Below are 23,983 nucleotides of genomic sequence, written 5' to 3'. Positions count from 1 at the left end.
CGTGATCGCCGCTCCGCCGCCCCGCCGCACACGGCCCGGCGCGGGCGGGCGCCGGGGCCGGGCTCCTCGCGCTCAAGGGGTGCCGGGGGCGGAGTTCCTGGTGTCCTGCGGGGTCGCGCCCCCGTCGTCATCGCTCATCGCCAGCCAGCCGCCGATGCCGAGTCCGGCGACCAGCACCAGCGCCACCGCGCCCAGGGTGAGGCGGCGCTTGCGGATGGCCGCCGCCTTGTTGCGCGCCGAGCCGGGGCGCGGCCGGCCGGGGGCGCGCGGGGCGCGGGCGGTGCCCCGGGGACCGCCGGACAGCTCGTCGGGGGCCGGGACGCGCATGCTCGTGTGGGTGTCCCGGTTGGAGTCGGGGGACGAGCCGGGGACCAGCGGCACCGCGCCGCGGCGGCGGGGCTCCTCGGCCGCCGGGGTGTACTGCTGCTCGTCGTAGCTCTGCCCGTGCGGCTGGGGCTCCGGTTCGTCGTCCGGCTCGTCCACGTCCAGGGGCGGGATGCCGGCCAGCTGCGGGAGCTGTTCACGCAGCCGGGCCGCCAGTTCGGAGGCGCGCAGCCGGGAGGCCGGGGCCTTGGCCAGGCACTGGACGAGCAGCTGCCACAGCTCCTCGGGGATGCCGGGGAGCGGGACGACCGTCTCGGTGACATGGCGGCGCAGGACGGCGCCGGGGTGGCCGCCGCCGAAGGGCGTGAAGCCCGCGAGGAGCTCGTAGAGCACCGTCGCCAGGGCGTAGATGTCGACGGCGGCGCGGGGCGGGAGGCCCTCGACGATCTCGGGGGCCAGGTAGTCCGGCGTACCGATGATCTTGGTGGCCTTGGTGCGGCGCGGGGTGTCGATCAGCTTGGCCACGCCGAAGTCGGTGAGCAGCGCGGGGTGGGAGTTGCCGGGGCCGAGCGGACCCTCCATGTCGAGCAGGATGTTCTCCGGCTTGACGTCGCGGTGGACCACCCCCGCGGCATGCGCGGCGGCGAGACCGTCGGCGACGTCGGCGACTATCGCGACGGCGGCCTCCGGGGCCAGCCTGCGCTCGCGGTCGAGCCGGGTGCGCAGATCCGTGCCGCGGACCAGGTCCATGACCAGGGCCAGGTCGTTGCCGTCCACCACGAGGTCGCGGACGGCGACGATGTGCGGATGGTCGAGTCCGAGCAGGGCGGTGCGCTCCTGGACGAACCGGCCGACGAGTTCCTGGTCCGACGCGAGGTCCTCGCGGAGCAGTTTGATGGCGACGGGCCCCTCGGGGCCGTCGCCGAGCCACACCGTGCCGGCGCTGCCGCGCCCCAGGATCTGGTGGGCGGTGTACCGGCTGCCGATATTCCGTGCCAAGACTGCTCCCTCAGCGGCTGGCGATTGGGCCCTCGCGCAACAACCCCCGGTCGACAAAGTTACGCGGCGATCGGGGGGTTGCGTGCCCTGGATGGCACCAACCTTCACTTCTGCGTACGAATTGCCGTGGAATTGGCCCGCAGAAGTCGATATAGCTACAGAATTGACAGGGCGTCCGGCTGGATCGGCGGCGCCCCGCCCCGTCAGTTGCCGCTGCCGCCGCCCAGCTTCGAGATCCAGTCGGAGACCGTACCGGCGGCGTCACTGATCGCGTGCCAGTAGCTCTGGCCCTGGCCGATCCAGTCCTTCAGCGGGGTGAGTTCCCAGATCAGCCAGCTCGCGACGACGAGAAGGACCAGCGTGAACAGGCAGCCCTTCAGGCAGCCGAGGCCGGGGATCTTCATCGGGTTGGCACTGCGCTGCCTGGGCTCGCGGGCCGGGCGCTGAGCAGGCTGCTGGGGCTGCTGCGGCGGCGCGTACTGCTGGCGCTGCTGCTGCGGCTGGTACTGCTGTTGCTGGGGCTGGTACTGCTGTTGCTGTTGCTGGGGCTGGTATTGCTGCTGCTGTTGGTATTGCTGCTGCTGAGGCTGCTGCCGGTTCTGCGGGGGGTACTGCTGCTGCCGGCGCTGCTGCTGTTGCTGCGGGGGCTGCTGACGCTGGGGGCGGCGGCGCAGCGGGTCCTGGCTCGGGTCGAGGTACTGGACCTGCGTCTGGTCGTTGCGGTCGCGGGCGGCCTGGAGCTGGGACTGCCAGGGGTGCGGTCCGTCGGACTGCGGGGCGCCCTCGGGCTGCGGCGGGACGGGCGGCAGGACCGCGGTCGGGTCGGCGTGGCCGCCGCCCTGTCCGGCGTTCTGCTGCATGACGCTGGTGGCCGCGTTGGCGTCGTACGAGCCGGCGTTGCTCGGCAGCACCTGCGTCGGGTCCGCCGCTCCGGGCGTCTCGGGGACGGCCGTGGGCGCCGGGTCGGGGGCGAGCAGGGCGGCCACCCCGTCGGCGGCCGCGATCTGCGCGGAGTTCGCGTGCACGCCGATGCCGGCGGCGACGGTACGCAGGGCGCGGGCCAGGTTCTCGGCACTGGGCCGCCGGTCCGGGTCCTTGCTCAGGCAGCGCTCCATGACCGTCCACAGCGGCGCGGGGACGGTGCTGGGGCGGCGGGGCTCCTCGCTGAGGTGCCGCTGCAGGACTTCGAGCGCGGTGCCGCCGGCGAACGGCGGCCGGCCGGTGACCAGCTCGTACAGCAGGATTCCGGCGCCGTAGATGTCGACGGCGGAGGTCTGCGGGCGGCCCTCGGCCGACTCGGGCGCCACATAGGCCGGGGTGCCGACGAACTCGTGCGTCCGGGTCAGCCCCGGGGAGTCCGCGAGCCGGGCGATGCCGAAGTCGGTGAGCATCGGGTGCATCTCGCCGTCGCGCTCGGAGACCAGCACATTGGCGGGCTTGAGGTCGCGGTGGACGACGCCGTCGGCGTGGCTGGCGGCAAGCGCGTCCGCGATCTGCGCGGTGAGCAGCGAGGCGGCGACCGGGGTGAGCGGGCCGTTGTCCCGGAGGTAGCGGTGCAGGTCCGGACCGTCGATCAGGTCCATCACCAGGGCGAGGAGGTCCCCCTCCACGACCAGGTCCCGGGTGCGCACGATGTTCTCGTGGGTCAGCCGCAGCAGCACGGAGCGCTCGCGCAGGAACCGCATCACGACATCCGCGTCGTTGGCGAGCTCCTCCTTGAGGACCTTGATCGCGACGAGCTCGCCGGGCTGGCCGGTGACGGCCGCCTCGGCGCCCGCGGCCTCACGCTGGCGGGCGCGCCAGACGGTGCCCGTGGCGCCGCGCCCCAGCGGCTCCTCGAGCAGGTACTTGCTGCCTACCGGCCGCACGTCATGCGCTCCCTGCTGATCGTGGTGCTTGCGGTCCCCCGGATTCCTCCGGGAGTTTCCGGCCCACTCTAGAGCCTGTCCGGCGGTGGGTGACCGGCTCCGCCCGGTTGCCGCTTTGTCCGGAATTCCCGGAGGGCCGGGTCTCCCCGCCCCCGGGCGCACCGGTTGCGGAGGAAGACGCTCGCTCCGGGCGGATGGTTGCCGCACCGGGGGCGCGCAAGGGCCGCGGGCGCCGGTCCGGACCGGATCGGCCGTGCCGTAGAACGGGCCAAGCATGCACTTTTGGGCGCACAGCCGACCTTTCAAGATCACTTAGCGGTGACCCCCGGGCGTGTTGTCAGTGGCAGGTGCGAGGATGCCTCCAGCACAGAACCGTGGGGTCGGGAGCCCTGCGGTACGTGACGAACCTGTACCGGACGACGCGTCCGTTCCGGGTGGGGGGAATCACAGGGCGTTTCCCCTGCCGGGCACCTCGCGCAGAAGGGACCGCTGACGGCGATGCAGATCCGGCTGACCGTCCTCGCGCCGCGCAGCGGCCACACCCCGGCGCGCGCCTGCGACGTGCTGGTCACCGCCCCCGCGGGGACGGCGCTGGCCACCGTGGCATCCGGCCTGGCCGCGGCCGTCTCCGGGCCCGACGGCTCCCTCGGCAGCGGTGCGGTGGTGCTGTTCGCCGGGCGGGAGCGGCTCGACGCGCAGCGCAGCGCCCTCGGTGAGCCGCCCCTGGTCGACGGAGCGGTGCTCTCGCTCCAGGTCCCGGGCGAGGACGAGTCGACGGACGACGCCGTTCCGGCGCAGCTGCACGTGATCGCCGGACCGGACGCGGGCGGGGTCCACCTGCTGCACGGCGGGCAGATCCGGATCGGGCGCTCGGCCGAAGCCGATGTCCCGCTCGACGACCCCGATGTCTCGCGGCTGCACTGCGCGGTGACCGTCTCGGACGACGGCCGGGTCGCGGTGGCCGACCTGGGCTCGACCAACGGCACCTCGCTGGACGGCGCGGAGGTCCGCGACCGTCCGGTCCGGCTGAAACCCGGTGCGCTGCTGCGGCTCGGCGAGTCGACGCTCCGGCTGACCTCGGGGGCGCGTACGCCGACGCTGGGGACCGCGCCGGACGGCGAGGGGCATCTGCGGGTGGCGGCCAGGGCTCCGGCCGACGCCGACCCGGGACACGGTTTCGGGGACGGCTCCGCCCACGCGTACAGCGCGGCCGTGCCCCCCGGGCCCGGGGGGCACGAGGAACCCGCCTTCCACGAGCGCGGCGCGCGGGACGACGACCGGGGCGGGCACTCCGTGGCCCGGCCGCGGTCGGGCTCCGGGCGCCCCGACCGCTACCCGGACGAGGAAGCGCCCCGGCGGGGCATAGGCGCCTGGGCCCGCCGGCTCGCGGGCGGCAAGGGCGATCCGGTGCACGAGAGCGCGCCGGACGAGACGGCACCGCCGGCCCCGGCCCCCGCCACCTTCACCGCGCTGCCCACCGCTCCGGAGGGCACCTGGCCCGATCCGGCGTCCGTACTGCTGACCGCGCTCGGACCGGGCCCCCGGCTGTGGGAGCGCGACGCCGGGCATCCGGAGGCGCTGGTGGTCCGGCTGGGCACGACCGAGCGGGCCGAGCTGCCGGCCGTGCCGGTGACCGTGGGGCTGCGGGAGGCGGGTTCGCTGGGGCTCGCCGGGCCGCGGGACCGGTTGACGGGGCTCGCCCGCTCGGTGGTGGCGCAGCTGGCCGCCCTGCACCCCCCCGCCGATCTGGAGATCGTGCTGATCAGCACGGACCGGGCGCGCGGGGTGGACGAGCGCCGCCGCACGTGGGCCTGGCTCGGCTGGCTGCCGCATCTGCGCCCGATGCACGGCCAGGACTGCCGGCTGCTGCTCGCGTACGACCGTGAGCAGGCCGTCGCCCGGACCACGGAACTGGTGCGCCGGCTGGACGACGGGCCGCTGGGGCCCGGCTGGGCGAGTCTGGACCGCTCGACGGTCTCGGAGGCCGCCCGGCACTACGAGGGCCCGTTCACCGTGGTGATCGTGGACGGCGATCCCGGCTCCTCGGCGCTGCGTGAGAACACCGCCCGGCTGGCCTCGGCGGGCGCGGCGGCGGGCATCCATCTGATCTGTCTGGCCGAGACCCCGGCCGCCACCCCCACCTCCCCGGTCGCCGCGACCTACGAGGCGGCGTGCCACGCCTCGATCGCCTTCCGGGAGTGCGGGGCGGTGGCGATGCTCAGCGGCGATGTGGCGACGGCGCTGCGGCTGCTGCGCACGTCGGGCGGCCGGGCGGCCGGCCACGGCACGGTCGCCGCGGTGGACGCGGTGTCGGCGCACTGGGCGGAGCGGTTCGGCCGGGCGCTGGCCCCGCTGCGCACGGAGGGCCCGGCCGGGCTGCCGGGCCGGCCGGCCGCGGTGGCGCTCCCGCCCTCCGCCCGGCTCCTGGACGAGCTGGGCCTGGCCCGCGCCACCCCGGCCTCCCTGATGGCCCGCTGGGCCTCGACGGCGGACGAGCAGCCGGGCGCGACGGTCCGCGGCTCGGGCAGCTGGACGGGCGGCGCGGGCGACGGCACCCGCGGCTCGGGCCGCACCGGCGGTGCGGGCCCCCGGGTGGGGGCCCAGCGCACGGGCGGCGAACCATCGCGCCCGCCCGCCGCCCGGGGCACGGACGCCCCGGGCTCGGGGCGCACCCCGTACCCGCAGGGCGCGGACGGCCGGAGCCCGGGTCGCACCCCGTACCCGGCCCCCGTGGAGAACCAGGGCTCCGGCCGCACCTCCTACCCCGACGGCACGTACACCCCGGGCTCCGGACGCACGCCGTATCCCCGCGGCACCGACGGTCGCGGCGGCTCGAACGAGACCCACGCGGGCGTACCGCGCGGCGCCTCCGGTCGCGGCGGGGCGTACGACGGCGCGGGCTCGGGCCGCACCCCGTACCCCGACCGCGCCGACAGCCCCGCGTCCGGCCGCACCCCCCACCCCCGGGTGGGCGGGCAGCGGTACGACGGGGGGCCCGGGGGCACACCGAGTTCGCGCACCCTGCCCGGATCCGACACCCGCGCCTGGGACGGATCCGCAGATGTGAGGGACAACGACAGCCTTCGCTCAGCCGGTTCGGGGCGTTCCTCGAACCGGGTCAGCGGGCCGCGTCAGGGCGACGCCCCCCGGGTCGCCGCCCGCGGCTCCGGGCCGGGCGGCGCGGCAATGGACACCGGTTCCCGCCCGGCCGCCGGGGCCGACGAGGGCGCCGCCTTCGCCGGGCGGCCCGTCGTGGTGCTCGGGGCCGGGCCCCGGGGACCGGTGAGTGTGGATCTCGCCGACGAGGGGCCGCACCTCCTCATCGAGGGGCCGGGCGGCAGCGGCCGTACCGAACTGCTGAGGGCCGTCGCCGCGTCGCTGGCGGCCGCGGCCCGTCCCGACCGGCTCGGCATCCTGCTGGTCGACGGCGCCGGGGGCGAGCGCGGCGAGAGCCTGCGCCCCTGCACCGAACTCCCGCATGTGTTCACGCACTTGGTGGCCTCCGACCCGGTCAGGATGCGGGAGTTCGCGCAGGCGCTGGGCGGCGAGCTGAAGCGGCGGGCCGAAGTGCTCGGCGAGCTCGACTTCGCCGAATGGCACAGCCGGTCCGAAACGACGCGGCGGACGGCCGGTCAGTGGCCGCCGGGCGCGTCCGAGCCGCGCGGCGACGTGGACTCCCAGATGAGCGGAACCCTGCAACTGCGTCCCGCCGCGGCCCGGCCGCCGGAGCCGGGGCCTTCGCCGCTGCCCAGGCTCGTCGTGCTCGTGGACGACTTCGACGCGCTGATAGCCCCGGCGCTCGGCAGTCCGGGCCGGCCGGCCGCCGGTTCGGTCGTCAGGGCGCTGGAGGCCGTGGCCAGGGAGGGCGGCAGGCTCGGCGTGCACCTGGTCGCGACGTCCGCCCGCCCGGACCGCACGGAGGACACCGAGCTGGCCCGCGGGGCCCGGCTTCGGGTCGTGCTCGATCCGCCGGTCATCCCTCCCTCGCCGGACGATCCGGCGCCGGGCCGCGGGCGGCTGGGCCATCCGGACGGGCGGGTGACGCCGTTCCAGGGTGGCCGGGTCACGGGCCGCATTCCGCGTACGGCGACGCTGCGGCCGACCGTCGTACCGCTGGAGTGGGAACGGATGGGCGATCCGCCCACCCGCCGCCCGGTGCGCGAACTGGGCAACGGGCCGACGGACTTGGCCCTGCTGGCCAGTGCGCTGGAGCGCGCGGCGCGTTCGGTGAACGCCGCGCCGCTGGCGCCGCTCGCACCCGCTCACCACTGAAGGGGCGACGGGCCGTTCGGGCCTGTCGTCCCCAATCTCCGTATACCGTCACCGACTTGACGTCACGAGCCCATCACGATCATCGAGTTGAGCCCGAAGTTGGTATTGCGGCACCTGGATGCCGGGCGTAGGACTGTGCGCACACGACCATGTGATGAATGACCGGCACCGTCGGAAGTCCGGCGATGCCGGTCGGTGCACGCGCACAGGAGAGACGGGGCACGGATGCGCACAACGCTTCGGATTCGCAGGGCCGCCATGGTGTTCACAGCCATCGGCGCACTGGCCCTCACCGGCTGCGGCGACGACGGTGACGGCGGAAAGGACAAGACCGAGGGGGGCGCTTCCGAAGGAAGCAAGGACAGCGCGTCGAGCGTCGTACTGCCGAAACTGAACGGCGAGAAGATCTCCGTCGCGGCGGTCTGGACCGGTCCGGAACAGGCCAACTTCGTCAAGGTCCTCAAGGAGTTCGAGAAGCGCACGGGGGCGACGGTCACCTTCGTCCCGGCGCAGGACCCGATCGTCAACTTCCTCGGTACGAAGATCGCGGGCGGCCAGCCGCCGGACGTCGCGATGATCCCGCAGGTCGGCGCGATCCAGCAGGCCGTCGCCAAGAAGTGGGCGAAGCCGGCCGGAGCCGAGGCGAAGGCCCAGCTGACCAAGAACTACTCCAAGGTCTGGCAGGACCTGGGCGCGGTGGACGGCACCCAGTACGGCGTGTACTTCAAGGCCGCCAACAAGTCCCTGGTCTGGTACAACGCCAAGGCCTTCGAGAACGCCGGGGCGTCCGAGCCGAAGACCTGGAAGGACTTCCTGGCGACCGCCGAGACGGTGTCCGCCTCGGGCGTCACCCCGGTCTCGGTCGCCGGCGCGGACGGCTGGACGCTCACCGACTGGTTCGAGAACATCTACCTCTCCCAGGCGGGCCCCGAGAAGTACGACCAGCTGGCCCAGCACAAGATCAAGTGGACGGACCCGTCCGTCAAGGACGCGCTGACCACGCTCGCGCAGCTCTTCGGGAAGCCCGCCCTGATCGCGGGCGGCGCCGACGGCGCGCTCCAGACGGAGTTCCCGGCCTCGGTCACCCAGACCTTCACCGGCGGTGACCAGCCCAAGGGCGCGATGGTCTTCGAGGGCGACTTCGTCGGCGTCAACATCGCCCAGACCAAGGCCAAGATCGGTACGGACGCCAAGGTGTTCCCGTTCCCCGCGGTCGGCGCCGAGTCGCCCGTGGTGACCGGCGGCGACGCGGCGGTCGCGCTGAAGGACAGCAAGGGCGCCCAGGCGCTGCTGACCTGGCTGGCCTCCACCGACGCCGCGAAGATCTGGGCCGAGCAGGGCGGGTTCATCTCGCCCAACAAGTCGCTGGACGCTGCCGCGTACCCCAACGAGGTGCAGCGCACGATGGCGAAGGCACTGGTCGCGGCCGGTGACGCCGTCCGGTTCGACATGTCCGACCAGGCCCCGCAGTCGTTCGGCGGTACGCCCGGCAAGGGTGAGTGGAAGAGGCTGCAGGACTTCCTGAAGAACCCGAAGGACATCGCGGGGACCCAGGCGAAACTGGAGTCCGACGCGGCCAAGGCGTACAAGAGCTGACGGGATGACGACAGCCGCAGCGGGGGGCGCCGACGAGGCGCCCCCCGCCGACACCCGACCCCGCGGCGGGACCTCGGTACCCGCCCCCAGGCAGCCCGGCTCCGGGCAGCCGCCCGCCCGTGAGGTGCCCAGCCGCAAGAGCGTCACCGGCACCCGCAGGGCCATCGCGGCGCTCTTCCTGCTGCCCGCGCTGGTGCTGCTCGGCGCGCTCGTGGTGTATCCGATCGTGTACTCCGTCTACCGGTCCTTCTTCGACCAGGCGGGGACCGGTTTCGCCGGACTCGACAACTACAAGGCACTGTTCACCGACGACACCATCCGTACCGCGGTCAAGAACAACGCGATCTGGGTCGTCCTCGCACCGACCGTCTCCACCGTCCTCGGCCTGATCTTCGCGGTGCTGACCGAACGCATTCGCTGGGGAACGGCGTTCAAGCTGATCGTCTTCATGCCGATGGCGATCTCGATGCTCGCCGCGGGCATCATCTTCCGGCTGGTGTACGACCAGGCACCGGAGCGCGGGGTCGCCAACGCCGTATGGGTGGGCGTGCACGACACGTTCGCCGAATCGACCGGGTTCCCCAAGGCGCATCCGCTGCCCGTCCACCCGCTGAAGGCGGCCGGCGGCGGGTCCTTCGTGACCAAGGTGCCGGTCCGGGCCGGGGAGCCGGTCCAACTGCCCCTGGTCGGGGTGGCGCCCGCGAAGATGCCCGGCGACGCGAAGCCCGCACGGGCCCCCGCGGCGGTGACCGGCGGGAAGATCACCGGCACCGCCTGGCTGGACTTCACCAAGGGCGGCGGCGGGAAGCCCAACGTCATCGACCCCAAGGAGCTCGGGCTCAAGGGCATCAAGGTCGAGGCCGTCAAGGACGGCGCGGTGGTCGCCTCGGCCACCGCCGGCGCCGACGGCACGTTCACGCTGCCCGCCGCGGCGGACGGCGCCGAACTCCGGCTGCCGGCCTCCAACTTCAAGGAGCCGTACAACGGGGTCGACTGGCTCGGGCCGACCCTGGTGACGCCCGGCATCATCGGCAGCTACGTCTGGATGTGGGCGGGCTTCGCCATGGTGCTGATCGCGGCCGGCCTGGCGGGCCTGCCGCGCGAACTCCTCGAAGCGGCCCGGGTGGACGGGGCCAACGAGTGGCAGGTGTTCCGCCGGATCACGGTGCCGATGCTCGCCCCGGTCCTCGCGGTGGTGCTGGTGACGCTGATGATCAACGTCCTGAAGGTCTTCGACCTGGTCTTCATCATCGCGCCGGGCTCCTCGCAGGACGACGCGAACGTGCTGGCGCTCCAGCTCTACCGGTCCTCGTTCGGCACGGACGCGGACCTGGGGATCGGCAGCGCCATCGCCGTGCTCCTGCTGCTGCTGGTGGTCCCGGTGATGCTCTTCAACATCAGGCGGATACGGAAGGAGGGGCGCCGATGACGACACCCTCGACCACGGCCCCGCCCGCCGGGGCGGGCGCCGCCCCGGACACCGGCGCGGCGAAGGCCGGACGGTCGCTCGGCGCCCGGATCGCGGCACGGGCCGGCGGCGGCGTGATGCGGGTCGTCCTGATCCTGGTGGCGCTGTTCTGGCTGATGCCCACCATCGGGCTGCTGCTGTCCTCGCTGCGCAGCGCGGACAAGATCGCGGCGACCGGCTGGTGGAAGGTCTTCACCGTCCCGTCCGAGCTGACCTTCGACAACTACTCCCGGCTGCTGGACAATTCGACGATCACCGATTCACTGCTCAGCACCGTCATGATCACCGTCCCGTCGACCGTCCTGGTCGTGGTGATCGGCTCGCTCGCCGGATACGCCTTCGCCTGGATGGAGTTCCCGGGCCGCGACTGGTGGTTCCTGGTGGTGGTGGGGCTCTTGGTGGTCCCGGTGCAGGTCGCGCTGATCCCGGTCTCCAAGCTCTTCGGCGCGGTCGGCATCTTCGAGACGACCTTCGGCGTGATCATCTTCCACACCGCCTTCGGCCTGCCCTTCGCGATCTTCCTGTTGCGGAACTTCTTCGCGGAGATCCCGCGGGAGCTGCTGGAGGCGGCGCGGCTCGACGGAGCGGGCGAGATCCGGCTCTTCACCCGGGTCGTGATGCCGCTGGGCGGTCCCGCGATCGCCTCGCTCGGGATCTTCCAGTTCCTCTGGGTGTGGAACGACATGCTGGTCGCACTGATCTTCGCGGACTCCGGCTCGCCGCCGATCACGGTCGCACTCCAGCAGCAGGTACGGCAGTTCGGCAACAACATCGACGTCCTTGCGCCCGGCGCGTTCGTCTCGATGGTGATACCGCTCGCGGTGTTCTTCGCCTTCCAGCGCCAGTTCGTCTCCGGCGTCATGGCGGGCGCGGTCAAGTAGCCGCCGGGCGTGATCCACACCCTCCCGGGGCATGTGCGTCAACGCGGGGCAGTCCGGTCAGCCACCATGGACTGCCCCGTCCGCGTGCCCGGGGTGCCGTGGGCCCGCACGCCCCTGGATGACCAAGGTTCACTTAAGGGCGTGGGTAGTATGATAAGTGGGGCCTTCATCAGCCACGCGGTCGACCACATCGACGGCAGAGTGGTGCGTCTACCGGTCCCGGCCGGAATCACCGCGTCCATATCCATGGACCGGACGGCTCCGACCGGCCGGCGGCCCCACCAGGGCCCGGCCCGCCCGCCTCCCGACCACCGCACCCTTGTCAGCCCCCTGCCCGTTCTGCTGAGCGCCCCGCAGTAATCTGTGTGCGCCCCAGTACGCACAGTCCGAGAAAGAGTCTGTATGCCCCGGCTGAGTGTCATCATCCCCGTCCGCCGCGCCCGGGGAAGTCTGCGCGAGTGCCTGGAGTCGGTGCTCTCGCAGTCGTTCACGGACATCGAGGTGATCGGTGTGGATGACGGCGCCCCGGACGGTTCGGGACTGGTGCTGGACGAGTTCGCCGCACGTGACAGCCGGGTCCAGGCCATCCACCTGCCCGAGGGCTCGGGAGCCCACGGCCGCCGCAACGCCGGGGCCGAGCGGGCCACCGGGGACTACCTCCTCTTCCTCGAGGGCCACTACATCTACCTGCCGGGCGCGCTGCAGGACATCGCGGACCGGCTGGAATCCACCGACGCTCCCGATGTGCTGGTGTTCGGCCACCGCAAGCGCCCGTTCCGCGGCAAGACCCGGATGACCCGTTCGCTGGAACTGCTGAGCGGCATGCCCGCGGGCCCGCACACCCTCGCCGCCCGCCCCGGCCTCCTGGACATCGCGCCGGTGTCCTGGAACCGGGCGGTCCGCCGCACCCTCGCCGAGAGCGAGAGCCTGGCCTTCGGCCCCGGCCCGCACGGTGAGCGCATGTACGCGCTGAAGGCGCTCGCCGTCGCCGGTTCGGTCGCCACGCTGGGCACCGCCTGCGTCGAACACCGCCAGCAGCGCTATCTGCCCGGCCTCACGGACGCGGCGGAGCCGACGGCCGGCTCGACGCCGCTGGAGCTGGTCGACGCGTACGGCGAGCTGATGACGTTCGTCGAGGCGCGCCCGGCCCTGAGCCCCGTACGCGGGCTGATCTTCGACCGCGCGGTCCAGGAGCTGCTTTCCGCGTACCCGATGGTAACGAAGCGCCGCAGGCAGTACGTCACCGCCGTCGCCTCGTTCCACAGCGACCACCGGCCCGACGGCTTCACCTTCCCGGGCGGCGCGAAGGGGCTCCGGCCGCAGCTGATGGGCGGCGGGAAGTACGCCGCTCTCGGCGCCCTCGACACCGCCCTCGCCACCCGGCGGAGCCTGCGCACGGCCCCCAGCACGGCCCGGGCCAAGGCGAAGAAGTCGTTCACCGCGCGCTACTACAAGGCGCAGCGCAAGCTTCCGCTGGACCCGAAGCTCGCCGTCTACGCGGCCTACTGGAACCGCGGCGTGAGCTGCAACCCCGAGGCGATCTACCGCAAGGCCCAGGAGCTGGCCCCCGATGTGCACGGGGTCTGGGTGGTGTCGAAGAACCAGGTGGACTCGCTGCCGAAGGGCATCGACTACGTGGTGCCCGGCACCCGCCGCTACTGGTCGGCGCTGGCCCGTGCCACGTACTTCTTCAACAACGTCAACTTCGCCGACCACCTGGTCAAGCGCCCCGGCCAGATCCACGTGATGACCCACCACGGCACCCCGCTGAAGATCATGGGGATGGACCAGCAGAACTATCCGGCGGCCGCGCAGGGGCTCAACTTCGACCGGCTGCTCAAGCGGGTCGACCGGTGGGACTGGAGCGTCTCCGCCAACCCGCACTCGACCGAGGTGTGGTCCCGCGCCTACCCGAGCGCCGCGCGCTCGCTGGAGACGGGCTACCCCCGCAACGACGTCTTCGCGACGGCGACGCAGGAGCAGACCGACAAGATCCGCGAGGGGCTCGGCATTCGCCCCGGCCAGCGCGCCCTGCTGTACGCGCCCACCCACCGCGACTACGAGGCCGGCTTCACCAGCCGCCTCGACCTGGCCCGGTTCTGCGAGACCGTGGGCCCGGACACCGTGGTCATGGTCCGCGCGCACTACTTCTACGGCGGCGCCGGACTCCCCGAGAACCCGTCGATCATCGATGTCAGCGACCACCCGCGGATCGAGGACCTCTGCCTGGCCGCCGACGCGCTGATCACGGACTACTCGTCGGTGATGTTCGACTACGCCCACCTGAACCGCCCGATCGTGGTGCACGCCCCGGACTGGGAGACGTACCGCACGGTCCGCGGCGTGGTCTTCGACCTGCTGTCCGGCAAGCCCGGCGAGACCCCGGGTGCCGTCGCGACGACCACGGACGAGCTGGCCCGGGCGTTCACCGACGGCAGCTGGGACAGCCCCGCGAGCGAGGCACTGCTGAAGGCGTTCCGCGAGCGGTTCTGCCCGTACGACGACGGCCGCGCCGCGGAGCGCGTGGTGCGCCGGGTCCTGCTGGGCGAGGAGCCCTCGGCGACCGGAACCGCCTGACCCACCCGATCGAGGCCGAAGGGCCCGGCACCGGAATGTTCCGGTGCCGGGCCCTTCGGCCTCGATCGGGCTCAGCGCTGCTGGCCCGCCATGACCGTGACGAGGCCGACGACCACGAGCAACGAGCCGCCCCAGGTCCACATCGAGGTCCGCTCGTGCAGCACGGTCGCCCCGGCCAGCACGATCAGCAGATAGCCCAGCGCGTTGAACGGGTACGCGATGGAGAGCGGCACCTTGGCCAGGGTGGACATCCAGGCGAGGGCGGAGACCGCGAAGATCACCAGCCCGACCACCACCCAGGGGCTGGTGGCGGCCCGCAGGGCGACGGAGCCGCCGTGCTCCCCGGCGGCGGCTGCGGCGCCCTTCATCCCGTGTTTGAGCATGATCTGGCCGCCCGCGGACGAGAACACGGCGAACAGCAGCAGCAGCACGCTGGGAAGGGTCAAGACCTTGCTCCTGACGGCGGCGGCCGGATTCTCGGACGCTTGGGCGGCGGTGGGTTGGGGAACGGTCGCCTCAGACGCCGACCCGGTCGGCAGGGACGTACTGCGGGTTGAGGATGTCCTGTACATCGACGTGCTCTCCAGCGATGATCGTCTCGGCCGCATGCGGGGTGAGCAGTGCGACGTGCTGATAGCCGAACAGCGTCGGCCTGATCCGGGTCAGCAGCCTGGACAGCCCGCCGAGTACCGCGGCCAGCGGGCCCCGTCCGAGCAGCGACCAGAACGGCGCCCCCGTCGAGGCGATGTCCAGGACGTCGTAGCCCGCGTTGCGTACCGTGCGGCGCAGGCTGGCCCGGGTGAAGAACCGCAGATGCGTTTCGTCGAGGATGCCGCGGCGGTCGTAGTCGAAGGCGCCGAGCGCGACGCGCATCCGTGAGTACCAGTGGCTGAAGTTCGGAACGGACAGCAGCACCTGGCCGCCCGGCCGGAGCACGGTGGCGACCTCGGTGAGCACCCGCTCGGGGCGGGAGAGATGCTCGATGACGTCCCCGGCGACGACGTAGTCGAAGTCGACGCCGGCCTCGACCGGCAGGCCCTCCTCCAGATTGGCGAGGTGGAAGTACGTGCACTTCTCCCGCACTCCGGGCACCTCGACGAAGTCCACACCGGTCACCTCGTGGCCGAGTGCCTCCAGCCGCTCCGCGAACAGACCGCCGGAACAGCCGAGGTCCAGGACCCGGCCGGGCGGCAGCTTCCGCATCTTCTCCAGGATGACCGCGTGCGAGGAGCCGTCGCCCTCCTTGAAGGCGTACTCGACGGGTTTCGGGATCCATGCGCAGGTGCCGAACCCCTTGACCGCCAGGCGGTATTCGAGGACGTCCTTGACGACGTCCTTCGCGTACTTCATGCCGTTGACGTAGCAGATCTCGTCGCCGTAGTACGTGGGCACGGGGATCTCCTTGATCCGCATTCCCGCGTTGAGCAGCTGGACGATGATCTGGGTGTCGAAGTCGAAGGCGTCGGTGTTCCGGTCGATCGGCAGCCTCTTCAGCGCCTCGACGCTGTAGGCGCGGTACCCGGAGTGGAATTCGGTCAGCTGCGAACCGAGGAGGCCGTTCTCCAGCCGGGTGAGAATGCGGTTGCCCAGCCACTTGTAGACCGGCATTCCGCCCTTGAGGGCAGTGCCGGATTTCATCATCCGCGATCCGAACACCGCTTCGCATTCGCCGCGTTCGATCGGGGCGACCATGTCGGGGAGCAGTTCCGGGGCGTACTGTCCGTCGCCGTGCAGGAGCACGATGATGTCCAGTCCGTGCGCGGCTGCCAGCGCGTATCCGGCCTTCTGGTTTCCGCCGTATCCCAGGTTCTTGGTGTGCCGCATCACCACGGTCCGCGGCATTCCGTCCGCCTGGGACCATCGGCAGCCGGCGGTGAAGGTCGCATCATGACTGGCGTCGTCGAGAATGAGAATCTCGTCGACCCGGGACCGGAAGTCCTCCGGAATCCGGTCGAGGGTCTTCTCCAGCGTTGTCTCCGCGTTGTACGCGACCACCAGGATGCCGATCCTGGGGCTCGGGCTTTCCTTCACGGGGCGTTCTCCAGTTGCGCTCGGTGCTCGGTGCTGGGGTCGAGGACGGTTGGGCGGGGGGACGCGGCGCCGGTGTGCGCGGTCAGTTGACCGCGGAACCGGAGGGCCGCGAGGTACGGGGAGCGCCGAGCGGTGCCCGCTCGGCGGGGGGCTTCGGGGGTGTGTCCGGCTGAGCGGCGAGGATCCGGCGGACGCCGGCGGCCAGGCCGACCGCGAGGACGGTCCATCCGGCGGCGCCCACTTCCAGCGTCAGCTCGTTCCAGCGCACGGCGGAGCGTCCGCTGTAGCCGAGGACGGCCGTCAGCCCGGCCGCACAGCTGTACGCGAGCCCTTCCCAGAACCCGAGAACGAACGCTCCGGCGGCCGCCCAGGTCAGGTACTGCAGACCGGAGGCGGTGGACAGGAGCAGCAGCAGGCCCAGGGTGGCGCCGACGGCCCCGGGCAGCTGACCGGGCCGCAGCCACGCCAGCCAGACCCCGGCCACCACGCAGACCAGCGCGAAGAGGAAGTGCGCGCCGCCCTGCATGGAGGTGATGACGGAATCCGGCAGCCCGAGCACATCGGCGAACCGGACCAGCCCCCAGAGGTGGTAGGTGCCGCCCGCGTACTCCAGGACGTTCTCCCTGAGGTGCTGCGGCACGGTCACCAGCACCGGCCCCCACACCAGGGCGAACAGCGCGCCGAACCCGGCGGCGAAGCGGACCAGCACCGGTCGGCCGCCGCGCAGCGCGGCGACGAACAGCGCCGGGATCACCACCACCGGAATGAACTTGACGCTGATCGAGAGCGCCGCGGCCACCCCCGCGGCCAACGGCGACTTCCGGTCGGCCAGCAGATGGGCGGCGGCCAGGGCGAACGCGATGGCGACCGCGTCGGTGTTGCCGTGGTAGCCGGAGGTGGCGATCAGAACCGGGCTGACGGCGACTCCGACGCCGCACAGCACCGCCGTCCCCTGGGCGGCACGCCGCCGGACGATCTCGAACACGAGAATCGCGCAGCAGAAGTCGGCGATGGACGCGGGTGAGCGGATGAGCGTGGCGAACGACATTCCGAGTTCGGAAAGACCGTTCAGACCGAGCAGCATCCAGCCGGCCAGCGGCGGATGGTTGTAGACGGGCAGTCCGGGCAGCGGGTGTTCATAGATCCGGACGGGGCCGTAGACGGTGACCGCCTTGGCGAAATCCGCGAAGATGCGCACATCGGCCGGGCCCGGCGTATTCGCCGCGATGAGCATGCGAGTCAGGAGGCCGACGGCCGCGGCAACGAGCACGACGGCTCTCGCGCGCCGCACGTCCCAGGACTCGCACCGCATTCGGATACCCATGAAAGCAGAACGTAGCAACCCGGCGACGCTATGCAACGCACCGATGAACACACTTATGGGGCTCGCGGCTCGAGTGCGCTGCGGGTCTGCACAAACACCGGGAATGCCGAATCACTCGAACGGTTCACGCAGTTCGGTCAGTCCGTACGTCAATTCCCGTTCACCGCGGCGTCGTACCGCGGTTCACCACACGCCGGTGCCCGGCCGGTACGGGTACCGGCCGGGCACGTGTGCCCCTGTGGGGGGCGACGTTTCGCGCGATACGCGGACTACAGCATCCGGTCGACCACCCGGGCGGTCGCACGGCCGTCGTCGAGGTCGCAGAAGTCCCGCCGAAATGCCTCGTACGCTTCCGCGTGTCCCGCGATGGCCCGGACCGGGTCGCGCAGGGCGGCGATCAGATCGTCGGAGCCCGGGATCAGCGGGCCGGGAGCACGCGCCTCGAAGTCGAAGCTGAATCCGCGCAGCGTGTCGCGGTAGTGCTCCAGGTCGTAGGTGTGGAAGAGCATCGGACGCCCGGTCTGGGCGAAGTCGAACATCAGCGAGGAGTAGTCGGTGACCAGCGCGTCGCTGATCAGCATCAGCTCGCCGACGTCCGGGTAGCGCGAGACGTCGCGGACGAATCCGGTGCCGCTGTCCGGGAGCCGGTCGGTGACCATGTAGTGACGGCGCACCAGCAGCACGGTGTCCGCGCCCAGTTCGCGTTCGGCCGCGGCCAGGTCGAGCTGGAGGCCCAGGGAGTAGCGCCCGCCGCCCAACTGCTGGTCCTCGCGCCAGGTCGGCGCGTACAGCACGACCCGCTTGCCCGCGGGAATCCCGAGCCTCTCCCGTACCGCCTCGGCGACCTTCGTCCGGTCGGGGGCGTGGAAGAGGTCGTTACGCGGATAGCCGCACTCCAGGACCTCGCCCTCGAAACCGAACGAACGGCGCAGGACGGGGGTGGAGAACGTGTTCGGGGAGACCAGGAAGCTCCACTGCCGGGCGCGCTGCTTGAGCGTGCCGATGTAGGCGGTGTTCGCCTGGATCGTGCCCGCGAGCTCAAGGCCGATGCGCTTGAGCGGGGTGCCGTGCCAGGTCTGGACGACGGTCTGGTCCTCGCGCCGCACGAACCACTCGGGCAGCTGGGTGTTGGTGACGATGTGCCGGCTGCGGGCCAGCGCCTCGTGCCAGGCGGCCGAGCCGTGCTCCACGGCGGTGGCGCCCGCGGGGATGATGGCCTGCTGGTCGCGCACCACCCACAGGTGCTCCAGCTCGGTTCCCCTGAGCACCAGTTCCTCGTAGACCGCACGCGGCGAGTCGGAGAACTGGCGGCCGTCGAAGCTGCTGTAGAGGGCGGCCTCGCGCAGCGGCGCGGTGCGCTGCGCCGCGTAGGAGTCGCTCAACAGCTTCTTGGCGCGCAGACCGCGCTCCGAGGCGGTGAGCACCGGGGCGGAGACGACCAGGAGCTGGTCGCCGAAGCGCCGCTCGATGGTGTAGTCGCGGCCGGTGAGGGTGCGGGTGGCGGGCAGGCTGCGGAAGGCGGCGGCCGGGATGCGCAGCGCGATGTCGCCGCTCTCGTCGCCCGCGCCCTTCTCGCGGAAGAAGAAGTACCAGTTGCCCTCACCGAGCGGGAGCGGGCCGCCGGGTCCCTCGACGGCGTCCGGCCGCAGTTCGGCGCGGAAGCGCCGTGCGTCGTCGTCGCCGGAGAACTCGACCGGGAAGGTCGCCTCCTCGCGGTGGCTGCTGTTCTGGGCCACCAGCTCGACGGGGTGTGCCGGGTCCTCGGGGAAGGTGCCCTCCAGGAACAGCTGCCCGTCATCGGTCCAGCTCGCCAGCTCGACGGCGGGCTGCACGGTGCGGTCGCTGATCAGCAGGTTCCCGCGGGAGCTCGTGACGAAGGCGAGCTCGCGGCGCACGCCGTCCGCGCCGTCGCCGAGCGGGTAGCGGCCGGGCAGCACGGGGCCGGGCACATCGATCGGCGTCCGCTGGTTCTTGGGGCCGACCAGATGGACGCTGTACCCGAGGCTCTTCGGCGCGTCGTCCGCCGTGGGACGGGCCTCGGTGACAGCCGCGAGCGGGAGCTCCGCGGTGAAACGGCGCCAGCCGGCGGCCGAGGACTCGGTGCCCTCGCCCACCGTGACCGGGACGTCGTACGCGGTACCGGTGGCCTTGTGCGTGAGGCCGAGCCGCAGCGCGCCGCCTGCGAGGCGGTCGCGGACCATACCGGACACCACGACGGTGCCGGACGTGTCGCCCGCGCGGTGGGTCTCGAACCGGGCGTCGATCCGCTCCGCGTGCAGCACCAGCTTGTCGGCGTCGAAGGCCGGGACGATCCGGTGGTCCCCGTCCGGCCGGTACACGGGCGGTGCCACGGAGGCCTCGCGGACGGAGGGGAAGGAGCGGCGCAGCAGGCCGTTCCTGGCGATGCCGATCTCCAGCTGCCAGGTGAGCTGCTTGGGGGTGCCGTCGGCGGCGATGCGGAGCTTCGCCGGGTCGATGACCGCCTCGAAGCCCGCCCGGTCGTAGTCGTGCAGGCTCTGGCGGGAGCGGGCGGTGGCCTCCTGCTCGTCGGTCCTGCGCAGCCGCAGCGGCACCACGTTGCGCCGGCCGGCCCGCAGCCAGCCGATCCGGAACTCGCTGGGGCCCGCGGCGACGGGCAGGTTGCGGATGTAGGCGTACCCCTTGAGGTGCAGCTTGCCGTCGCGCCACTGCGCGTCCCGCAGCCGGGCGGCGAGCGGGAGGTCGCGGTCGGCCACGCGCAGCACCTGGGCCGGCACCGGCTGCTTCAGCACCGGGTATTCGGCCTGCCGGCGGCGCACCCCGCGTACGGCGAACGCCCCGGGCTCGCGCTTGTCGTAGGCGAGCAGCGCCAGCAGCTCCTCCATGCGGTGCTCGCGCACCAGGTACCACATCAGGCGCAGCCGCAGCGGGAGTCCGTCGAGAACCGTCGGGTCGACCTGGTCGATGAAGGCGTTGCAGTGCGTCAGGAAGGCCTCGCGGTATTCCGCGTCACCGTCGGGGAGGACCTCCATGAAGTACCAGAGGTCGTTGGCGAGGGCGTGCGCCTCGTAGTGGTTCTTGTCGGCGGACGTGCGGTTCTCCGCCAGGAAGGTGGAGACCCCCTGCACGTGCGCGACCCGGTCGCGGACGCCGCGGACGACGGCCCGGCTGGTGGTGATCGAGCCCGGCCGGTCCCGCCATTGGTAGACGGGGTCCTTCACGATGTCGACGGAGCCGGCCAGGAAGTGGGCCGGCAGCACGACGGGGATGTCCTCGTAGAGCGCGCCGACCGGGAAGGCGAACTCGTGCTTGTCCCAGAAGGAGCGGCGGAAGACCTTGTTGCAGGCGATCCGGTCGCCGAGGAGATCCAGGTCACGGGAGACGTGGGTGCGCAGCCGGGTCGTGGCCATGGGCTTGCGGAACATCGGCGACTGCTGGAGCTTGCCGCCGGCGCGCAGCCGCAGCACATTGCCGGACGCGAGGTCCGAACCGGTCTCCTCCAGCGCCCCGACGAGCAGCTCGTACGCGTTCGACGGGATGATGTCGTCGCTGTCGACGAAGGCCAGGTAGCGGCTCTCCGGGTCGCAGTTGCGGACACCGGTGTTACGGGCGTGCCCCAGCCCGCCGTTCTTCTGGCTCACCAGCCGGAAGCGGTCGTCCTGCGCGGCGAACTCGGCGGCCAGAGCTGCACTGCCGTCGGTGGACCCGTCGTCGACCATCACCACCTCGAGGTCGGTCATGGTCTGCTCCGCGAGGGACTTCAGGCAGTCCGTCAGGAAGAGTTCCACGTTATAGACGGGGACAACGACACTGAGCCGTGGCGGCATGTTGAGCACGTCCGTTCATCGGGGGCCTGGCTGTCCGTATGGCTCAACCGTGTGAACGGTCGGGGGTCACCGGTTACGGTCCCGAACGAGTGACTACGCCTGCACCGTGCTCGCCCCGTGGGCAAAGCCGCTCCGGTCCAGGGTTCGTCCTCGGCGGTGACGGCAGTGCCCGGGGCTTCGCCCGGACGGCCCGGGAGCACGGTGTGGCGCTTGCTCCGGGAGGCCCGGTGGGCGGCCCGCCCACCAGACTATCCGATGGACCGGCAGCTCCTGAAAGCACACTCACACCCCGGTCCGGAGCGGCAACCGGGGACGGACCCGCTCGGAACCACCGGGTCTGCCGCCAGACAAGACGCGGAACGCGCGAGGCCGGTTCCTTCCCGCGGTCAGCGGGTGAGCGCGGCCACGGCCGAGGCCGCCAGATCGTCCAGATACCCCGCGGGCAGCTCGCCCCGGACCACCGCGAGGCGCCAGTAGAGCGGGCCGACGATCAGGTCGAGGGCGCGGTCGGGGTCGCTGCCCTCCGGCAGTTCCCCGCGCGCCACGGCGTCCCGTACGACCACGGCGGCGATGCCCAGCTGAGGGTCGAGCAGGGCGGCCTTGATGGTGGCGGAGATCTCCGGGTTCCGGGCCGCCTCGACGAGCAGGTCCGGAATGACCTGGGAGGCGAGCGGGTGGCGCAGGGCGTAGGCGGCGAGTTCGAGCACGGCGCGGACGTCCCCGTACAGCGAGCCGGTGGCCGGGGCGGGCATGCCCTGCACCGCGACGGCGGAGACCAGGTCGAGGACCAGGTGCAGTTTGGACTTCCAGCGGCGGTAGACCGCGGTCTTCCCGACGCCCGCGCGCCGGGCGATGCCCTCGATGGACATCCGGGCGAAGCCGACCGCGGCCAGCTCCTCGAAGACCGCGCTGCGGATCGCATCGGTCACGTCCTCGCGCAGCACGGCGGCTCCGGCGGGGACACGGCGGCGGCTTCCCGGGTCGGTGGTCATGGCCCGAATCATAGTCCGCTACGACGAAACGGTTGCGTTGCGACGTCGTAGCGCCATACTCTCGGCGTTGCGACGATACGGTTCCGTCCCGTCGCTTGCGTGTGTCCCTCCCCCCTCGACGAAAGCGATCGTGGTGAGCCAGACAACAGCTCCGGCGGCCCCGGCGGCCACCCCGCCCGACGCGTCCCCTCCCGTGTACGCGCCCGGAGAGCTCGCGGCCCTCGCCGCCCGGCACGGGCTGACCGTGAGCGGGGCGAGGCCGTCCCTTCCCGCGTACGTCCGGGAACTGTGGGGACGGCGGCACTTCATCACGGCCTTCGCCACCGCCAAGCTCACCGCCCAGTACAGCCAGGCGAAGCTCGGCCAGATCTGGCAGATCATGACCCCGCTGCTCAACGCGACGGTCTACTACTTCATCTTCGGCGTCCTGATGAAGACGAAGCACGGCGTCCCGGACTACGTCCCGTTCCTGGTCACCGGCGTCTTCATCTGGACCTTCACCAGCAGCTCGATCACCGCGGGCACCCGCGCGATCAGCGGCAACATCGGGCTCGTACGGGCCCTGCACTTCCCGCGCGCCTCGCTGCCCATCGCGCTGGCCCTGCAACAGCTCCAGCAGCTGATCTTCTCGCTGGGCGCACTGGTGCTGATCCTGCTGGTGTTCGGCCAGTACCCGCAGCCCTCCTGGCTGCTGGCCGTACCGGCCCTGACGCTGCAGGCCGTCTTCAACACCGGCATCTCGATGGCCATGGCCCGCCTCGCCGCGCGGACCCCGGACATCGCCCAGCTGACACCGTTCGTGCTGCGCACCTGGATGTACGCGTCGGGCGTGATGTGGAGCATCGGCACGATGCTCCAGGGCGACCGGGTCCCGCACCTGGTGAAGCTGGCGCTGGAGATCAATCCGGCCGCCGTCTTCATCAACCTGATGCGGTTCGCGCTCATCGACAGCTTCGACGGCGGACAGCTGCCCCCGCATGTGTGGGCCATCGCCACGGGCTGGGCCCTGGTGTGCGGCGTGGGCGGATTCATCTACTTCTGGCAGGCCGAGGAGAGTTACGGACGTGGCTGACAGCACTTCGCCCGGAGTACCGACGGTCGTCGTCGACGACGTCCACATCACGTACAAGGTCAACGGCGCCCGCACCGGCAAGGGCAGCGCCACCTCGGCCCTCAGCCGGCTCGCCTCGCGCCGGCAGTCCCCCGGGGTGCGCGAGGTGCACGCCGTGAAGGGGGTCAGCTTCGCCGCGTACAAGGGGGAGGCGATCGGCCTGATCGGCTCCAACGGCTCGGGGAAGTCGACGCTGCTGAAGGCCATCGCCGGTCTGCTGCCCGCCACGAAGGGCCGTGTCCACACCCAGGGCCAGCCCTCGCTGCTCGGGGTGAACGCCGCGCTGATGAGCGATCTGACCGGCGAGCGCAACGTCGTCCTCGGCGGACTCGCGATGGGCATGAGCCGCGACGAGATCCGCGAGCGCTACGAGGGGATCGTCGACTTCTCCGGCATCAACGAGAAGGGCGACTTCATCACCCTGCCGATGCGCACGTACTCCTCCGGCATGGGTGCCCGGCTGCGCTTCTCGATCGCCGCGGCCAAGAACCACGACGTGCTGCTGATCGACGAGGCCCTGTCCACCGGTGACGCCAAGTTCCAGCGCCGCAGCAAGGAACGGATCATCGAACTGCGTCAGCAGGCCGGCACGGTCTTCCTGGTCAGCCACCACAACAAGTCGATCACCGAGACCTGCGACCGGGCGATCTGGCTGGAGGCGGGAACGCTGCGCATGGACGGCCCGGCGAAAGAAGTGGTCGCCGCCTACGAGAAGTTCACCGGCAAGAAATAAC

The 23,983-nt window shown here is 71.9% G+C and carries 15 protein-coding genes; 8 read left to right on the top strand and 7 right to left on the bottom strand.

Features of this window, described 5'->3' with window-relative positions:
- Positions 1-72 precede the first annotated feature (72 nt).
- Both OG322_RS23320 and OG322_RS23315 read right to left on the bottom strand, forming a co-directional pair.
- Positions 73-1,323 carry a serine/threonine-protein kinase gene (locus OG322_RS23320; RefSeq protein WP_123471415.1) on the bottom strand — a complete coding sequence of 417 codons (1,251 nt, stop codon included), beginning with the start codon at positions 1,321-1,323 and terminating at the stop codon, positions 73-75.
- Between the two features lie 203 nt (positions 1,324-1,526).
- A complete protein-coding gene (locus OG322_RS23315; RefSeq protein WP_123471416.1) occupies positions 1,527-3,191 on the bottom strand; it encodes a serine/threonine-protein kinase in 1,665 nt (554 codons plus the stop codon).
- 498 nt (positions 3,192-3,689) lie between these two features.
- Between OG322_RS23315 and OG322_RS23310 the strand changes: the two genes are divergently transcribed.
- From OG322_RS23310 to OG322_RS23285, 6 genes are all read left to right on the top strand, one after another.
- Positions 3,690-7,463 carry an FHA domain-containing protein gene (locus OG322_RS23310; RefSeq protein WP_329306873.1) on the top strand — a complete coding sequence of 1,258 codons (3,774 nt, stop codon included), beginning with the start codon at positions 3,690-3,692 and terminating at the stop codon, positions 7,461-7,463.
- A 225-nt stretch (positions 7,464-7,688) separates the two neighbouring features.
- The gene (locus tag OG322_RS23305; RefSeq protein ID WP_185095731.1) at positions 7,689-9,059 is read left to right on the top strand and encodes an ABC transporter substrate-binding protein; all 1,371 of its coding nucleotides are present in this window, start codon (positions 7,689-7,691) and stop codon (positions 9,057-9,059) included.
- Positions 9,060-9,063: 4 nt separating this feature from the next.
- The gene (locus tag OG322_RS23300) at positions 9,064-10,488 is read left to right on the top strand and encodes a carbohydrate ABC transporter permease (protein ID WP_123471419.1); all 1,425 of its coding nucleotides are present in this window, start codon (positions 9,064-9,066) and stop codon (positions 10,486-10,488) included.
- Complete coding sequence (locus OG322_RS23295; RefSeq protein ID WP_123471420.1) at positions 10,485-11,408, top strand: carbohydrate ABC transporter permease; 924 nt, start codon at positions 10,485-10,487, stop codon at positions 11,406-11,408. Before OG322_RS23300 ends, OG322_RS23295 begins: the two co-directional genes overlap by 4 nt.
- A 141-nt stretch (positions 11,409-11,549) precedes the next feature.
- Positions 11,550-11,768 carry a hypothetical protein gene (locus tag OG322_RS23290; RefSeq protein WP_148085590.1) on the top strand — a complete coding sequence of 73 codons (219 nt, stop codon included), beginning with the start codon at positions 11,550-11,552 and terminating at the stop codon, positions 11,766-11,768.
- 42 nt (positions 11,769-11,810) lie between these two features.
- The gene (locus OG322_RS23285) at positions 11,811-13,985 is read left to right on the top strand and encodes a bifunctional glycosyltransferase/CDP-glycerol:glycerophosphate glycerophosphotransferase (RefSeq protein ID WP_124284147.1); all 2,175 of its coding nucleotides are present in this window, start codon (positions 11,811-11,813) and stop codon (positions 13,983-13,985) included.
- Positions 13,986-14,056: 71 nt separating this feature from the next.
- Here the strand turns inward: OG322_RS23285 and OG322_RS23280 are convergent, their stop codons facing one another.
- From OG322_RS23280 to OG322_RS23260, 5 genes are all read right to left on the bottom strand, one after another.
- Entirely contained in the window at positions 14,057-14,431 is a 375-nt protein-coding gene (locus OG322_RS23280) for a hypothetical protein (protein WP_241199987.1), read from the bottom strand.
- A gap of 70 nt (positions 14,432-14,501) precedes the next feature.
- Positions 14,502-16,016, bottom strand: a complete 1,515-nt coding sequence (locus OG322_RS23275) for a bifunctional glycosyltransferase/class I SAM-dependent methyltransferase (protein ID WP_123471423.1) — start codon at positions 16,014-16,016, stop codon at positions 14,502-14,504.
- Between the two features lie 82 nt (positions 16,017-16,098).
- Positions 16,099-17,340 (bottom strand): glycosyltransferase family 39 protein, encoded by a 1,242-nt coding sequence (locus OG322_RS23270; protein ID WP_329306872.1) that lies wholly within the window; start codon positions 17,338-17,340, stop codon positions 16,099-16,101.
- 269 nt (positions 17,341-17,609) lie between these two features.
- Positions 17,610-21,155, bottom strand: a complete 3,546-nt coding sequence (locus OG322_RS23265; RefSeq protein WP_123471425.1) for a bifunctional glycosyltransferase/CDP-glycerol:glycerophosphate glycerophosphotransferase — start codon at positions 21,153-21,155, stop codon at positions 17,610-17,612.
- Positions 21,156-21,532: 377 nt separating this feature from the next.
- The gene (locus OG322_RS23260) at positions 21,533-22,150 is read right to left on the bottom strand and encodes a TetR/AcrR family transcriptional regulator (RefSeq protein ID WP_123471426.1); all 618 of its coding nucleotides are present in this window, start codon (positions 22,148-22,150) and stop codon (positions 21,533-21,535) included.
- 118 nt (positions 22,151-22,268) lie between these two features.
- Between OG322_RS23260 and OG322_RS23255 the strand changes: the two genes are divergently transcribed.
- Positions 22,269-23,210: an ABC transporter permease gene (locus OG322_RS23255; RefSeq protein WP_123471427.1), complete on the top strand. Its 942-nt coding sequence runs from the start codon at positions 22,269-22,271 to the stop codon at positions 23,208-23,210.
- Positions 23,203-23,982: an ABC transporter ATP-binding protein gene (locus OG322_RS23250; RefSeq protein WP_123471428.1), complete on the top strand. Its 780-nt coding sequence runs from the start codon at positions 23,203-23,205 to the stop codon at positions 23,980-23,982. Before OG322_RS23255 ends, OG322_RS23250 begins: the two co-directional genes overlap by 8 nt.
- Position 23,983 lies beyond the last annotated feature (1 nt).

The sequence above is a fragment of the Streptomyces sp. NBC_01260 genome, assembly GCF_036226405.1.
Lineage (GTDB): Bacteria > Actinomycetota > Actinomycetes > Streptomycetales > Streptomycetaceae > Streptomyces > Streptomyces laculatispora.
This window is presented reverse-complemented; position numbering and strand designations above follow the sequence as displayed.